This window comes from Ruegeria sp. BG9 (assembly GCF_056538305.1).
Genome location: NZ_JBQFSY010000007.1, coordinates 1 through 15916 on the forward strand (window position 1 = coordinate 1; position 15916 = coordinate 15916).

Consider the following 15916-nt stretch of genomic DNA (forward strand, 5'->3'; position numbering starts at 1 on the left):
TCAAAGACAAATGATCCCGCAAAAAACCAGACAATAACGTCCGACCCTCAACTTCACCGCTCACAGACATGCCATTCACAGTCAGCGATATCTTCATCACATTTTCCTCCCTTAAATCCGTAGCTCAACCGCCCAAAACGCGCTTGAGCCAGCCTTTCTTTTCGGTTGCCTCTTCCGTCTGTTGTTCGGGTTCAGCTGCCGCTTCGCTAGCGGGGGCCTCTGGCTCGACCTCTACCGCGCTTTGGAAATTCTGAAAGAACTGGTCCGCCATTTTCTTGGCGAACCCGTCCACGACGCGACCACCCAGTTGGGCCAGCTTACCGCCCACGCGCGCATCCACGTTGTAGGTCAGCAAGGTGCCTTCGGGAACGTCAGACAGCGTGACATCTGCTGCGCCCTTGGCAAAACCGGCAGCGCCACCCTTGCCTTCGCCCGACAATTTCAGGCTTTCGCCGGAAATCATGTCGGACAGGGTCACTTTCCCTTTGAAAGTGGCTTTGACGGGGCCGACTTTCTGCACCACGGTGGCGTCGAACCCGTCCTCGGCGGTGCCGGTCATCTCCTGGCAGCCAGGGACGCATTCGCGCAAAACATCTGCCGACAGCAGGGCATTCCAAACCTCGGACCGTGGCGCGGCTATTGTGCGGCTGTCATGTAACTCCATGTCACTCCTCCAGAGTTTTTTCCAACCTAGGGCGTCGGGGCCACAAAGCATATGCGACCTTGGGCGTAGTCAGCGCAGTTCGGGAGGGGTGTGCGTCAGTCCGTAATCCGCGAAGATTTTGGCGATGCGGCCATCCTGAAGCGCCGCATAGATCGCGTCATCGACCGCATAGCTGAGGCCGCGATAGGCAAAATGCACGGCTACGCCGCTGGTCCAAGTGCTGACGGCAAAGCCGGGCAGCGGAGGGGTGTGGATATCCAGATCCGGGGTCAGCCCGGCCTCTAGCTGGGCGCGGGGGCCCATTGCGGCCATCGTTTCACCTGCGGCCAGGGCGTCCATCGCTTGATCTGCGGTTGGGAACCGGCTGACATTCTGCGACAGTTGCCCACCGGGAAAAGACGACAAGTAGAAATCGGCAATCGAATCGTTTTCAACCGCGACGGTGTCAAAGCGGAAATAGGCCGGAACCGGAGGGTCTTCGGGATAGGCATCGCGGCGAAAGGCGATGGCGATTTCCTCGTCATGATACTGGCCGGTGAACACCACCTGTTCGACGCGGCAGGCAAATTCGCTATCGTAGGGAATGTGCAGCATGACATTGGCCACGCGCCCGTTGATCAGCGGGCCCTTCCAAATCCAGTTTCGCAGATCGGCCTCAAGGTTTTCTCCCGCTGCGACCAGATTGAATCGGGGCTCGACCCCCAGATCCTGTGCGATCAGCCTGCCGATTTCGATGTCCACGCCCTGTATCTTGCCGTCCTTCTCAAAGGACCAGGGCGCGAAATCTTCGTAGGCTGCGAACTCGATGTAGCCGCGCTCCACAATGGTATCGAGGTCAGCGCCCACGATGTCGCGGCTGGCATTCTGGGGTTTGGGTTGGGGCACATGGTCTTCACACCTGGCCAGAGCCGACCCGGCGGACAGGGCGGCGACCAACAGGGAGAAAATGAAATGGCGTCCGATCATGTGCCCCAGTCTGCCGTTCTATTGCGCGGCAGACAATCCGATAGTCAGCTGCTCCGCCGCTTGTGCGAAATCCGGGGCCTCGCCCGAGATCAGCACCGCAGCCCGCAGCGCCACCGAGTCGGCCACAGGCGCGCCCGAGCCGGTTTCGATTGTGCCTGCGATCTCGGTCAGTTCGGATTGCAGGGCGGTTGTGTCTCCATCCGCGCCCTCTGCCATAGCAGCCAGCTCGTCGCGGATTTCCTTCAACCGGTCTGAGTGATCGTCCAACGCGCCGTCATCGGGGCGGGTTTCGATATAGGTGCGGATGGCCCAGGCGGCTTTTTGGCCCAACAGATCACCAAAGGCGGGCATCTTGGTGATACCGTTCTGTGTATAGCCCTCGCGGAAGCGTTCGATGTACCATTCATCGCCGTATTCTTCGGCCTCGAGGTAGCGCAGGTCGGGGGCCAGGCCGCCCGATACGACGCCCAGACCGTGGCAGCGTGCGCAGTTCTGGTTGTAGCCGGAATCGCCGATTTCGATTGCAGCCTGCCAGACCTCTTCGCCCTGATCGCGATAGGGGTTCTCGATCAGCCATTCCTCGCTCACGTCGGGCAGGGCATCCGTATTTACCGGCTGGGGCGCGACATCTCCATGTGCCAGGGCCATTCCCGCTGTCACCGTAGCCGCAAGCGCCGCGCTGTAAAAACCAAGACGCATCTCATCCTCCTATTGAAGCTTTCCCCGGTCATAGCGCAGGCAAATTCATCGCGACATTCGACCTTGGTTGCAGATGGGCAAAATCTGCGACTAAGGTCGAATGGTTTTCCCATTTTCGACCGGCTTTTACTTTTAGGGCCGGGGAGGAGGCGCAGAATGTTCAGATTTTCTTTTGTTCTTGCAGCCTTGGCGCTGAAGGCTGGCGCTGCGCAGGCCGAGGTCGCGATTTCAGTGACCTATCTGAAGCAAGAGGTCGAGCGTCCTCCGGTGCTGTCAAACCTCGACCCGATTCCTGAAGACCTGGGCATGGCAGGGGCTGAGCTGGGTCTGGCCGACAATCTGACGACGGCGAAGTTCCTGGGTCACAAATATGATCTGACAGTGACCACGGTGCCCGAAGGTGGGGACTGGGTGCAAGCCGCGCGGCAGGCCTTGGCCAATGGTCCCTTTGTCATTCTGGACGCGCCTGCGCAAGCGCAGCTTGAGGTCGCCGATCTGCCCGAAGCGGCGGGTGCAGTGCTGTTTAACGCCTCGGCCCCCGATGTATCGCTGCGCGAGGCCGAGTGCCGCGCCAACCTGCTGCACACCTTGCCATCGGACGTGATGCGCACAGACGCTCTGGCGCAATTCCTCGTCAAACGCCGGTGGGACGAAATCGTGCTGATCGCGGGCGAGCATCCAGGGGATCAGGCCTTTGCCGAGGCGCTGAAACGGTCTCTGCAAAAGTTCCGGCTGGAGCTGCAAGCGGAAAAGACATGGGTGTTCGGTGCTGATCTGCGGCGCAACGCAGCGCAAGAGGTGCCGCTGTTTACGCAGGACTTCGGCGACTATGACGTGCTGCTAGTCGCCGATGAGCTGGACGATTTCGGCCGCTACATCCCCTATAACACATGGGAGCCGCGCCCCGTTGCCGGGTCCGAAGGGTTGCAGCCCGTCACTTGGTCGCGCGTGGTCGAACAATGGGGCGCTGTGCAGATGCAGAACCGCTTTGCCGATCAGGCAGGGCGGGCGATGCGCCCCAAGGATTACGCCGCATGGGCGGCCTACCGGGCCTTGGGCGAGGCGGTGACGCGTACTCAATCAGATGATCCAGCGGTTCTGCGCGACTATATCCTGTCGGATGATTTCGAACTGGCGGGCTTCAAAGGCCGCGCGATGAATTTCCGTGCCTGGAACGGCCAGTTGCGGCAACCCATCCCTCTGGTCACGGATCGCGCCGTGGTGGCGATGGCTCCGCTCGAGGGGTTTTTGCATCAACGCACCGAACTGGACACGCTGGGCATTGATGAAGCCGAAAGCCAGTGTCAGGCATTTAAGGAGTAACAGCGATGAGACTAGCAGCACTTCTGGCAGCGACCGCGCTCTGCGCTCCGGCCATTGCGGATGAAATCTGGATCAGCAATGAAAAGGACGACACGCTCAGCGTGATCGACATCGAAACGCTTGAGGTGATCCGCACCATTGAGACCGGCGAGCGCCCACGCGGGATCACGTTTTCCAAGGACTACTCAGTTCTGTATATCTGCGCGTCCGACAGTGACTCGGTTCAGGTAATGGACCCCGAAACGGGCGAGATTCTCCATGACCTGCCCTCGGGCGAGGACCCCGAACAGTTTGTGCTGCACCCAAATGACAAGCATCTCTACATCGCCAACGAGGATGACGCGATCACCACGGTGGTGGATACGGAATCGCGCACGGTGATTGCGCAGATCGACGTGGGGATCGAACCCGAAGGGATGGCCGTGTCGCCCGATGGCAAGATTGCCATCACCACGTCCGAAACCACCAATATGGCCCATTGGATCGACACCGAGACACAAGAGCTGTTCGCCAATACTCTGGTCGATTCCCGCCCGCGCCATGCCGAGTTCTTGAAGGACGGGACCGAGCTGTGGGTCAGCTCAGAAATCGGCGGCACCATCACCGTGTTCGACGTGGAAACCCAGACCGAAAAGGCCAAGATCGAGTTCGAGGTCGAAGGCGTCCACCCCGACCGGGTGCAACCCGTGGGTTTTGAGCTGTCCAACGGCGATGAGACAGCCTTTGTTGCGCTGGGACCGTCGAACCATGTGGCGGCCGTGAATGCCGAAACCTATGAGGTTGAAGACTACATCCTCGTGGGTCGCCGCGTCTGGCACATGGATTTCAACGCCGACAAGTCGCTGCTGTTTACCACCAATGGCGTGTCTGGCGATGTGACCGTGATTGATGTGGCCAAGCGCGAACCGATCAAGACGATCAAGGTTGGGCGTTTCCCCTGGGGCGCGGCCTTCCGTCCGACCAACTGACACGATTGAGGAGACTTAAGAGATGAAGCGACTGATATGCGCGGCCGCGATGTTGGCTATAGCTTTGCCCGCTGCGGCTTTGGCCGACGATGATGATGACGACGGCTTTGGTCTGGCCGGTATCCTGTCGGCCAAGAACAAGGAAGACCTGCCTCCGATCATTCTCTCCGCCGGTGTCCCCTTGGCCGAGGCCCCGTGGGAGCTGAAATCCGGCACCTATTATGAGTTCGAAATTCAGGGCGACGGCAGTCAGGAACTGGCTCTGGTCGGGCCTGAGTTCTTCCGCGCGATCTGGGTGGATGAGATCGTTGTCGAAGGGTTGGAAATCAGACCTCTGGGTGTCGATTCCGTTGAGTTTGACGAGGCGGGCGAGATGGAAATAGGCTTTGTCGCGATCAAGCCGGGCAGCTACTATCTGAAAGTACCGGGCAGCACCGGCGAAACGCAGCGGCTGGAGATTACCATTAAGTGACAGGGCTTTCGGTCCGCAATGTCAGCTACGCCTATGGCGACAAACGCGCCCTTGATGACGTGAGCTTTCACGTCCCGCAGGGCGCGTTTTGCGCGTTGCTGGGGCCTAATGGCGCGGGGAAATCGACGCTGTTTTCCTTGTTGACCCGCCTGTTCACCACCGCGCAGGGGGTGATTGAGGTGGCGGGGTTCGATATCTCGAAACAGCCCCGCCAGGCCTTGGCGCAGATCGGGGTCGTGTTTCAGCAGCCGACGCTGGATCTGGACCTCACGGTTCATCGCAACCTCAGCTACTTCGCCGCTTTGCATGGCCTGTCAGGTCGCACAGCCGAGAGCCGCATCGCCGCCGCTTTGGAACGTCTGGATATGGCCGAGCGCGCAGGCGAACGCACCCGCGATCTGAATGGCGGCCATCGCAGACGGCTGGAGATCGCGCGTTGCCTGATCCATGCGCCCTCGGTCCTGTTGCTGGACGAACCGACAGTGGGGCTGGACGCAGCAGCCCGCAGCGCCATCACCCAACATGTGCATGATCTGTCGGCACAGGATGGGCTGACCGTGTTGTGGGCCACCCATCTGACCGATGAGATCCTCGCCGACGATCAACTCGCCATCCTGCATCGGGGGAAGATGGTGACACAAGGCACCTGCCGCGACATCACCGGCGACAAACCCCTGCCACAGGTGTTCCTGTCGATGACCGGAGCCTCGGTATGACCGGCGCGCTGATCGCCCTGCGCGCGATCCTGATCCGCGAGGCGCTGCGCTTTGTCCGACAGCGCAGCCGGTTCATCGCCGCTTTGGTACGCCCACTGGTCTGGCTGATCGTCTTCGCCGCCGGGTTCCGCGCGGCCTTGGGCCTGTCAATCACGCCGCCCTATCAGACCTATATCACCTATGAGATCTACATAGTGCCGGGCCTGTGCGGCATGATCATGCTGTTCAATGGAATGCAAAGCTCCCTCAGCCTTGTTTATGACCGTGAGATGGGATCGATGCGGTTGCTTCTGACCAGCCCTCTGCCGCGATGGTGGCTGTTGTTCTGCCGCCTGCTGGCCAGCACCACGATCTCGATTCTGCAGGTCTATGCCTTTCTGGCGGTTGCCGCGATCTACGGGATTGATATGCCTTGGTACGGATATCTGTGCGTCTTTCCCGCACTGATCATTGCCGGGCTGATGCTCGGCGCTCTCGGTTTGGCTTTGTCCTCGGCCATCAAGCAGCTTGAGAATTTTGCCGGGGTGATGAATTTTGTCATCTTTCCAATGTTCTTCCTGTCCTCGGCGCTTTACCCGCTTTGGAAGATGGCTGAAAGCTCGGCCCTGTTGCGTGATATCTGCGCGCTCAACCCCTTTACCCACGCCGTTGAGCTGATCCGCTTTGCGCTCTATGGTCAGTTCAACGGCCCGGCTCTTGGCTGGACTATCCTTGCCGGACTGGCCTTTCTGGGCCTCGCGCTGTGGGGCTACGACCCGGCCCGCGGCATAAAACGCCCCGGTCGCTGAGCCGTCTACGACCATGGCAGAGGTGAAATGTGCCCCCCGATGCGCTAGAATACCTTTCAAACGGAGGGTTCTTTCATGATCCGTATCGCATTTGCACTACTGTTTCTGGGCACAGCCGCCTCGGCCCAGACGGTCGAGGATGAGTACGGCACGCTCAACCCGCAGGACACGGGCTTTGGCCGCGTCATGAGCAATATTGACAATGGCGTCACCGATATGACGACCTGTGCGACCGGCTACTACATCACCAAATCCGGCCGTCACGAGATGGCGCGCAAGCTGTTCGAAAGTTGCGCCAATGCCGGGTATACCGGCGCGATGACATGGATGGGGCAGCTAGACAATAACGGGTTGGGCGGAGACTACGATCCTGATGCCGCCGCCGCCTGGGACAAACGCGCCGCTGATCTGGGCGATCCGGTGGGCAAGTTCAACTACGGCCTCAACCTGATACGCGGCCACGGGGTGGCGCAAGACCCCGAGCTAGGCCGCGCCTATGTGGATGAAGCCGCAAGCGACGGCCTGAAGATCGCCAAACGTCTACAAGAGTCTGGCTATGATCCGAACGAGGTCACGCCGGACGCAGATGAGTGGAAATACGCGCCACTATTCTGAGCTGGGTGCGCTGGAGTAGCCGAACACTGGAAAAGGCACGGGCGCCCGATGGTGCAAGGTTGCCCAAATCGCAACCAACCTCTGATCAGTCTATCACGACCTTAGGCAGCCAGTGACTATCGGGATCGGCCTCGTGGATGTCTGCCTCGGATACGGGCCTCATATCTCCGTCTTCGGGTGGGGCCGATAGGATGCCCATATCCATTTCGTGCAACTGTCCGATCAGGCGGTCGCCATCGCGTTGCAGGCGGTAGTAGACCCCGTTCCACATATCAATGCCGTATTCGGTGGCGCCCTTGTGGATAAACAGCAGGTCGTATTCCAGATCGGTCAGATTGCCGTCCGAGACCTCGCGCCTTAGAGCATAAGGGTAGGGGACATGGCACCAGTGTTTGTCCGCCCCCTCAAGACAGCGAAACGGGCGCATGGACAGGAAATGGTCTGCGAAGGGGCCCGCGCTCAGGTCGATTTGATAGGCTGTGGCGTCGCCCTTGGGTTCGAAAGTCACGTTTCCGATCAACAGCTTGTTGCCTTCTCCATCGACCAGAGAAATGGCCTTCTGCCTCGACAGAGGATCGGCCAGCGCAGGCTGCGCGTAGATCAAAACCGCAGGGATAAACCAAGTGAAAAGCCGCCGCATCATCGCCTCGCGCATCAAAAAAGATGGCTCAACCTAGTTGAAATCGGGTGATAGCGCCCTACGACCAATGTGCAATTCCAACACCGGTGCCTGCCTGCGAATAATACTCTCGCCAACAATCCCGACGCGTCGGAGATTCGGCGTGGAGGAAAGACATAAGTCTAGGGAGGATACCGATGAACCGGTTTATCATGGCCGCAGCTGCGAGCATTGTCGCAACCGGCGCAGCCTATGCAGAAGTTACCGAAGACGATCTGGCCAATGACCAAACGATCACAACTCAGGTTGTGACCAATGGTATGGGGCGGCATTTACAGCGCTACAGCCCGCTGGACATGCTGAACAAGGACAACGTCAAGAACCTGCTTCCGGCCTGGGCCTTCAGTCTTGGCGGAGAAAAGCAGCGCGGGCAGGAAACCCAGCCGCTGATCTATGACGGGATGATGTATATCACCGGGTCGTATTCACGCCTCTATGCAATTGATCTGGAGACCGGCAAAGAGGTCTGGCAATACGATGCCCGCCTGCCCGAAGGCATTCTGCCCTGCTGTGACGTGGTCAACCGAGGAGCCGCCATCTATGGCGACAAGGTCATTTTCGGCACGCTGGACGCACGGATCGTGGCGCTGAACAAGGACACGGGCGATGTGGTCTGGCGTGACAAGATTGCTGACTACAAGGCGGGATATTCCTATACGGCTGCCCCGCTGATCGTTGATGGCCTTGTCATTACCGGCAACTCGGGCGGTGAGTTTGGCATCGTTGGCGCGGTTCAGGCCCGGGACGTCAATACCGGCGATCTGGTCTGGGAACGCCCCGTGATCGAAGGGCACATGGGCACGCTGAATGGCGAAGAAAGCACCATGACCGGAGAGCTGAACGCAACCTGGCCCGGTGACATGTGGAAAACCGGCGGCGGCGCGACCTGGTTGGGCGGCTCTTACGACGCTGACACCGATACGCTGGTCTTCGGCGCAGGCAATCCGGCCCCGTGGAACAGCTGGCTGCGCAATGCGGGCACCCCCACCGAAGGCAACAAGGGCGACAACCTCTATGCCGCCAGCCGCATCGGGATCGATCCCAAAACCGGCGAGATCAAGTGGCATTTTCAAACCACCCCGCGTGAAGGCTGGGACTATGACGGTGTGAACGAAGTGGTTGCCTATACCGACCGCGAGGGCAACCAGCGCTACGCCACTGCCGACCGGAACGGGTACTTCTATGTTCTGAACCGTGAGGATGGTGGGTTCGTCTCGGCGACACCTTTCGTCAAGGACATCACATGGGCCGACGGAATTGATGAGACCGGACGTCCGATCTTTGTCGAAAATAATCGCCCCGGTGATCCAGCCGCTGCGGCTGATGGCAACAAGGGTGAGGTCATCTTTGCCTCGCCGTCGTTCCTAGGTGGCAAGAACTGGATGCCAATGTCGTTCTCGCAGAATACCGGTAATTTCTACGTGCCTTCGAACGAATGGGGCATGGATATCTGGAATGAGCCGATCACCTACAAAAAAGGTGCCGCCTATCTGGGCGCGGGCTTTACCATCAAGCCGAACTACGAAGATCACATCGGCTCGCTCAAGGCCATCGACCCCGATACCGGCGAGTGGAAGTGGGAATTTAAGAACGACGCTCCGCTGTGGTCGGGTGTGATGACCACGGCTGGTGGCCTGGTGTTCTTCGGCACCCCCGAGGGCGAATTCATCGCGCTCGATGACGAAACCGGTGAGAAACTGTGGTCGTTCCAGACCGGTTCCGGCATCGTCGGTCAACCTGTGACCTGGGAACAGGATGGCGAGCAATATGTCTCGATCATCTCCGGCTGGGGCGGTGCGGTTCCGCTGTGGGGCGGCGAAGTGGCCAAGAAGGTCAACTACCTGAACCAGGGCGGTACCTTGTGGACCTTCCGCCTGCCGAAAGAGCTGGCCTCGGCGAACTGAGGCGGGTTCTGAACCTAAAGAGCGCGCGCTCGGTATCCGGGCGCGCGTTTTCTTTGGTCTACGACCTTCCGCCAGTAGGCGTATGCTGACGGTGTTGCTAGACTCAGAGCAAAGAGAGTTTCATTGCAAAGGCGACCTTGATGCTTGCAGAACCCGCCAGACAGACTGACTTTGAGAACGTTCTGATTGTCGACGATCACCCGCTGTTCTGCGACGCCTTGTCGATGACCCTGCGCAGCGTGGCCGAGATCGGCGAAATTCACACCGCAGACCGTTTGGAAAACGCTATGGAGCTGGTGGCCAAGGGGCTGAAGCCGGATGCGGTGATGCTGGACCTTAACCTGCCGGATGTGGATGGCCTGGATGGTCTGGTGCGCTTGAAATCCGCGGCGCATGCGCCGGTGATTGTTGTGTCCTCGTTGACTGACAACCGTGTGATCAGCCAGGTGATCAAGGCAGGAGCATCGGGATATGTGCCCAAGCATAGCCAGCGCGATGTGTTCCGCACCGCGTTCGAGACGGTGCATGCGGGGGGAATCTTTGTCCCCGATGGCTGCGTTCTGATCGAAGATGAGGAAGAGGATGAACATAGCGATGCGGTCAATCGGCTTGCCGCGTTGACCAATCAACAGGGCCGCATTCTGCAACTGATCTGCGAGGGTAAGTTGAACAAGCAGATCGCCTATGACCTGTCGATCGCCGAAACAACGGTTAAGGCGCATGTCACTGCAATCATGCGGAAACTTGGCGTTCAAAGCCGCACTCAGGCGGTTCTGATTGCCAAGAAAGCATCCTTTGCCAGCGTATTGCAAGAATAGGGTCAGATACTCTAACCTCTCAGCAATCGTCGGGCTTTAGGGAGGAGTCGCGATGAACCAAGCATTCGGATGGGCCAGCGCCCAGTCCGTCAGGCCAGGCATCGTAAAGACGGCATTTGCGGAATGCAGCGCCGACAGTGCAGTTAGGGAACTGTCCAAGTCGCTGGGGGATGACCCCATGGCGCTGATAATTCTGTTTGTCAGCCCCAATGCCGATGCCGCGGCGGTGATCGCCGAGGCTGAACAGGAATTTGCGCCCACGATGGTGGTCGGATGCACCACAGCCGGAGAGCTTGCCGAAGGTGGCTATAGCGAGGATCAGATCGTCGCGCTTGCCTTGCCGCGCTCACATTTTGAAACGCGCACCATTCTTTTGCCGGATTTGGATGATTTCTGCGCGCAAGACATCATTGCCGAAATGATCCATAACCGAACCGCAATGACGCGCGGCTTTCCCGCTTGGGAAAACGAATTCACCTTCTTGATGATCGACGGGCTGTCCACGAAAGAAGACGAGCTGACATCCGAGCTGGCGATGGGGCTGGGGCCGGTGCCTTTGTTCGGTGGATCGGCAGGCGACGGGACCGAGTTCGGCCACACCTATGTTCTTCATGGATCACAGGCGTTGGAGAACGCGGCCATATTGGTGCAGGTGCGAACCTCTTGCCCGATCAAGGTGTTCAAGACAGATCATCTTGTTCCGGCCGCGCAGCGTATGGTCGTGACCAAAGCCGACCCCGCCAACCGCATCGTTCAGGAAATCAACGCGGAACCCGCAGCGCGGGAATATGCGCGCATCCTTGGCAAAGACCCGGAACAGCTGACCCCTTTTACCTTCGCGGCCCATCCGGTCGTCGTTCAGATCGGAGGTCAGCATCATGTTCGGGCCATTCAGCAGGTCGCGGGCAATGGTGATCTGGTGTTCTTTTCAGCCATTGATGAGGGTCTGGTTCTGACCCTGGCGGAACCGCGCGACATGACGGTGCATCTGCAGGAAGAGATCGCATCTCTGAACGAAAAGCAAAAACCCGATACGATCCTGGCCTGCGACTGTATCCTGCGGCGGCTCGAGGCGCAGGAGAAACAGAAGACGCACGAAATCTCGCGCATTCTGTCGGACAATCATGTTGTCGGATTCTCGACCTATGGTGAGCAGTTCAACTCGATCCACGTCAATCAGACGATGACCGGGGTGGCGATCTACCCGCCCAAGGACGACTAGCGGATGATCGAGCATCTGACCGACCCGCTGGATCCGATCGAACGCCAGAATGAAAAACTGCTGAGGATCGTCGAGGCGCTAATGCGCCGGGTCGAGGAATCTACTGATGCCTCGGGTGCTGCTTATGCGCAATTCCAGCGCGCGGCCGTGTTGGAACAAGAGATTCGCACCCGCACGGATGATCTGGAGCGTGCTCTGGACCTTCTGAACGCATCCAACGCGCAATTGGCCAAGGCCAATGAGGAAACCGAAGCTGCTCGGGCCAATTTGGCGAATGCGATCGAGGCGGTGCAGGATGGCTTTGCCCTGTTTGGGCGTGATGAAAAACTGGTGCTGTGCAACAGCCGCTTCGGGTTACATATGTCCGATATCCAGGGTCGGCTGAAGCCAGGTCTGCGTTTTACCGAATATGTCGAGCTCGTGAGCCGGTCAAGCTCTCTGTTGCTGCCGGAAGGAGTTGCACCTGTGGACTGGGCCGAGCTTCGGCTCACGCGTCATGCGGACGACCATGTGGTGTTCAATGTGGGATTGAGCGGAAATCGCTGGATGCAGGTCTCGGAACATCGCACAAAGGACGCGGGCACAGTTATCCTGCAGACGGATGTGACCGATATCATGCGGGTCGAGCGGCTGGAGCGCGACCGCATCTTGGACGATAAATCGCGCCTGATCCGCGCCACGCTGGAACACATCGACCAGGGTGTCTGTATCTTCGACAACAAGCACCGATTGATTGGCTGGAACAACCGAGCAAGTGAGTTGCTGGCGATCCCGGTCGGGCAATTCCAGATGGGCACGCAGTTTGAAACGCTCTATGACCGGCTCGGTTCGAATATGAGCTTCCAACCGGGGATGAGCTGGGGTGATTTGTCCGACTGGACCAAGCGGCACACCTCCCGGCGTCCCTTGCGGTTTCTGCTGCATCGGGGGCGGTCGAAAATCCTGTCTGTCTTTGCGCAGGAAATGCCCGACAAGGGCTATGTGATTTCATTTACCGATGTGACGGCGGAACGAAAATCGGCGCAGGCATTGCAGGACGCCAAGGAACTTCTGGAAAAACGCGTTGAAGCGCGCACCGTTGAACTGGCCGACGCGCTGGGCGAGGCGGAACGGGCCAATGCGTCAAAGTCCCGCTTTGTTGCCGCTGCAAGTCATGATCTGTTGCAACCTTTGTCAGCCGCCAAGCTTTATGTGGCCTCGCTGAAAAACGGGTTGGATCAGTCGGAAACGCATGATGTGGCCACAAAGGCGGAAAGTGCGCTCAACAGCGTGGAACATATCCTTGAAGCACTACTGGATATTTCGAAGCTGGATTCCGGTAGCGCGACGGTCCACCTCTCGACCGTGTCGGTTGGTGATATGTTCAAGCAGATGGAGGACGCTTTCCGCCCGGTTGCACAGGCCAAAGGATTGGAATTACGGGTGGTGCCGACCAGCGCGCTTGTGGCCAGTGATGCCAGCTACTTGCGGCGCATCCTTCAGAACCTCTTGTCCAACGCAATCCGCTATACCGACACCGGCAGGGTTCTGGTTGGGGTGAAGCGTCGTAAAACCCGCGTGTCGATTGAGGTGCTGGATACCGGAATAGGCATCGCCGCCGATCAACGCGACATGGTTTTTCAGGAATTCAAGCGGGTGCAATCCGACGCGAGCGCCGCCGAAGGCATGGGCCTTGGTCTCGCCATCGTCGAGCGCGCCTGCGGGTTGCTCAACCACCCGATTCATCTGCGCTCCGAGTTGGGAAAAGGCACGGTGTTCTCCGTCGAAATCCCTGTGGTACTGGACCAAGGGCAGTTCAGCGAAGGCCGCCCCGCGGCTGCCGACAGGAAAACTGGTCAACTGGCCGACATGATCGTTTTGCTGATTGAAAATGACGCAAATCTCAGAAATGCACTGACTCTGACGCTCGAGTCCTGGGGTGTTCACGTGCTGGAATGTGGCAGTGAGGATCAGGCCGTGGACCTGCTGCGCGAGATCGGTATCACACCCGATGCGATAGTAGCGGACTACCAGCTGGATAACGGAAAAACCGGGACTGAGGCAGTGCGTCGGATCAAAGCGGAATTCAGCGATGTGCCCGCCTGCATCATCTCGGCCAACCGGTCGCCTGAAACGGCTGAAGAGTGCCAGTCGAACGGGCTAGAGTTAATCCACAAGCCAATTGACGCCAAAGAGCTTAGACATCAATTGGTCAGCTTGATTTCGCGTTAGTCTTTGCACGGGGCTGCGCGCGGACCGTGGCCGCTGGATCCTGGCGTTGATATTGCTCAAGATCGACCCGAGCTGAACGAATGGCAGTTGGGTCGCCGAATATTGAGCCGGTTCGATCATGGGGTGTGATGCCTTGTGTGGAGTGAATTGGCGTTCGCTGAGATCGGGTATTCTGGCGCGATACTCATTTGGTAATTATCGGTTAATAAAGCATCAAATAAGGTAAGATCTATTGATTGCTCTTGCGTGTCTCAGTACGGTGCGCGCCATGACCCAGACAAGGAAAACAATCGGCACGACCTGCTATCGCTATCTTGGCAATGAAGGGCTGGAAACCGCCCAGTTCGATGATGAAACTTTCCTGCGGGTGTCGCCCGAGGCGGTCAGCAGATTGACCTCAACCGCCTTTGCTGATGTCTCGCATCTGTTGCGCCCCAGTCATCTTGCCCAGTTGCGCGAGATTCTCGATGACACGGATGCCTCGGCTAACGATCACTACGTGGCACTGGAGTTGCTGAAGAACGCCGTGATCTCGGCCGAGCGAGAATTCCCGAGCTGTCAGGACACCGGAACGGCGATCATTCACGGTAAGAAGGGCCAGAACGTTCTGGTCCAGGGCGATCTGCACGCGGCGGTCGAGCAGGGGGTCAAGGACACTTGGGAAACGCGCAACTTGCGCTTTTCGCAAATGGCCCCTCTCAGTATGTACCGCGAACAGAACACCGGCACCAACCTGCCTGCGCAGATCGACATCGAGGCGCTCAGCGGGGATGCTCTGGAGTTCCTGTTCATGGCCAAAGGGGGTGGCTCGGCCAACAAGACTTTTTTGTTCCAGGAAACAAGGCGATTGCTGGAACCCGAGCGGATACTTGCATTCTTTGATGAGAAGATACGGACCTTGGGTACAACGGCCTGCCCGCCATACCATCTAGCCATTGTCATTGGGGGGCTGTCGGCCGAACACTGTCTGAAAATGGTCAAAAAAGCCTCGGCCAAGGAATTGGATGACCTTCCTACGACTGGCAGCCCCGATGGGCGTGCCTTTCGCGATCTGGAGCTTGAGGCGCAGATATTGGAGTTGACCCGCAACATGTCGCTGGGCGCTCAGTTTGGCGGGAAATACTTCTGTCATGACGTGCGCGTCATTCGCCTGCCGCGTCACGGAGGAAGCCTGCCGGTTGGCATGGGTGTCAGCTGTTCGGCGGATCGCCAGATCAAGGGGCGGATCGACCGGGATGGGATCTGGGTCGAGCAGTTGGAACATGACCCGGCTCGGTTCCTGCCTGCGCAGGATGTCGCGGCGCAATCCGCAACCCGGATCAACCTGGACCAGCCGATGGATGATATCTGTGCTGAATTGTCCAAGCTGTCCGTCTCCAGCCCGGTTTTGCTGTCCGGCACCATGATTGTCGCGCGCGATCTGGTGCATGCCGAATTGGCCCGGATGATCCGAAAGGGTCAGGAGCTGCCGGACTACATCCGCGATCACCCGGTCTACTACGCGGGCCCGGCCAAGACGCCCGAAGGGTATACCTCAGGCTCGTTCGGGCCAACCACAGCCGCGCGGATGGACCCCTATGTGCCGGAACTGCAGGCGCTGGGCGCGTCCCGCGTGATGATCGCCAAGGGCAATCGTGCGCCCTCGGTCGTGCGAAGCTGCAAGGAGCATGGTGGGTTCTTCCTGGGCTCGGTCGGTGGGGCGGCGGCAGTTTTGGGCAAGGACGTCATCAAGAACATCGAAACGCTGGATTTTCCCAACTTCGGGATGGAGGCCGTCTTTCGCATAAAAGTCGTGGATTTCCCGGCGTTTGTGATTATTGACGATAAGGGAGGAGACTTCTTTACCCGCAAACCCGCCTTCTAGCGCACAG

Annotated in this window: 15 protein-coding genes and 1 pseudogene; 11 read left to right on the top strand and 5 right to left on the bottom strand. The window is 58.8% G+C overall.

Annotated elements, in window-relative coordinates:
• From ACR0I8_RS12850 to pedF, 4 genes and pseudogenes are all read right to left on the bottom strand, one after another.
• A pseudogene (locus ACR0I8_RS12850) lies at window positions 1-97 on the bottom strand ((2Fe-2S)-binding protein); the annotation flags it as partial.
• Between the two features lie 27 nt (window positions 98-124).
• Window positions 125-664, bottom strand: coding sequence for an SRPBCC family protein (locus ACR0I8_RS12855; protein WP_170688999.1), 540 nt, complete (start codon window positions 662-664; stop codon window positions 125-127).
• Window positions 665-733: 69 nt separating this feature from the next.
• Window positions 734-1630, bottom strand: a complete 897-nt coding sequence (locus ACR0I8_RS12860) for a transporter substrate-binding domain-containing protein (RefSeq protein ID WP_170689000.1) — start codon at window positions 1628-1630, stop codon at window positions 734-736.
• 18 nt (window positions 1631-1648) lie between these two features.
• Window positions 1649-2329 carry a cytochrome c-550 PedF gene (pedF, locus tag ACR0I8_RS12865; RefSeq protein ID WP_170689001.1) on the bottom strand — a complete coding sequence of 227 codons (681 nt, stop codon included), beginning with the start codon at window positions 2327-2329 and terminating at the stop codon, window positions 1649-1651.
• 156 nt (window positions 2330-2485) lie between these two features.
• Here pedF and ACR0I8_RS12870 point away from each other — a divergent pair, with 156 nt between their 5' ends.
• The 6 genes from ACR0I8_RS12870 to ACR0I8_RS12895 all read left to right on the top strand — a co-directional run bounded on the left by ACR0I8_RS12870 (window position 2486) and on the right by ACR0I8_RS12895 (window position 7211).
• Window positions 2486-3652, top strand: coding sequence for an ABC transporter substrate-binding protein (locus ACR0I8_RS12870; RefSeq protein ID WP_170689002.1), 1167 nt, complete (start codon window positions 2486-2488; stop codon window positions 3650-3652).
• Between the two features lie 5 nt (window positions 3653-3657).
• Entirely contained in the window at window positions 3658-4620 is a 963-nt protein-coding gene (locus tag ACR0I8_RS12875) for a YVTN family beta-propeller repeat protein (RefSeq protein WP_170675947.1), read from the top strand.
• Window positions 4621-4642: 22 nt separating this feature from the next.
• Complete coding sequence (locus ACR0I8_RS12880; protein ID WP_170689003.1) at window positions 4643-5092, top strand: cupredoxin domain-containing protein; 450 nt, start codon at window positions 4643-4645, stop codon at window positions 5090-5092.
• Window positions 5089-5808, top strand: coding sequence for an ABC transporter ATP-binding protein (locus tag ACR0I8_RS12885; RefSeq protein WP_170689004.1), 720 nt, complete (start codon window positions 5089-5091; stop codon window positions 5806-5808). The genes ACR0I8_RS12880 and ACR0I8_RS12885 overlap by 4 nt, the downstream gene beginning before the upstream one ends.
• Window positions 5805-6596, top strand: coding sequence for an ABC transporter permease (locus tag ACR0I8_RS12890; protein ID WP_170689005.1), 792 nt, complete (start codon window positions 5805-5807; stop codon window positions 6594-6596). Before ACR0I8_RS12885 ends, ACR0I8_RS12890 begins: the two co-directional genes overlap by 4 nt.
• Window positions 6597-6671: 75 nt before the next feature.
• Window positions 6672-7211, top strand: coding sequence for a sel1 repeat family protein (locus tag ACR0I8_RS12895; protein ID WP_170689006.1), 540 nt, complete (start codon window positions 6672-6674; stop codon window positions 7209-7211).
• A gap of 85 nt (window positions 7212-7296) precedes the next feature.
• On the opposite strand, the gene ACR0I8_RS12900 is transcribed toward ACR0I8_RS12895, so the two are convergent.
• Window positions 7297-7851, bottom strand: a complete 555-nt coding sequence (locus ACR0I8_RS12900) for a hypothetical protein (protein WP_170689007.1) — start codon at window positions 7849-7851, stop codon at window positions 7297-7299.
• A gap of 176 nt (window positions 7852-8027) precedes the next feature.
• On the opposite strand from ACR0I8_RS12900, the gene ACR0I8_RS12905 reads away from it, so the two are divergent.
• From ACR0I8_RS12905 to ACR0I8_RS12925, 5 genes are all read left to right on the top strand, one after another.
• Complete coding sequence (locus ACR0I8_RS12905; RefSeq protein WP_170378658.1) at window positions 8028-9794, top strand: PQQ-dependent methanol/ethanol family dehydrogenase; 1767 nt, start codon at window positions 8028-8030, stop codon at window positions 9792-9794.
• A gap of 140 nt (window positions 9795-9934) precedes the next feature.
• A complete protein-coding gene (locus ACR0I8_RS12910; RefSeq protein WP_170689008.1) occupies window positions 9935-10612 on the top strand; it encodes a response regulator transcription factor in 678 nt (225 codons plus the stop codon).
• Between the two features lie 52 nt (window positions 10613-10664).
• Window positions 10665-11834, top strand: a complete 1170-nt coding sequence (locus tag ACR0I8_RS12915) for an FIST N-terminal domain-containing protein (protein WP_170689009.1) — start codon at window positions 10665-10667, stop codon at window positions 11832-11834.
• A gap of 3 nt (window positions 11835-11837) precedes the next feature.
• Window positions 11838-14045, top strand: a complete 2208-nt coding sequence (locus ACR0I8_RS12920) for a hybrid sensor histidine kinase/response regulator (protein WP_170689010.1) — start codon at window positions 11838-11840, stop codon at window positions 14043-14045.
• A 268-nt stretch (window positions 14046-14313) separates the two neighbouring features.
• Window positions 14314-15909: a FumA C-terminus/TtdB family hydratase beta subunit gene (locus ACR0I8_RS12925; protein ID WP_170689011.1), complete on the top strand. Its 1596-nt coding sequence runs from the start codon at window positions 14314-14316 to the stop codon at window positions 15907-15909.
• Window positions 15910-15916: the final 7 nt, after the last annotated feature.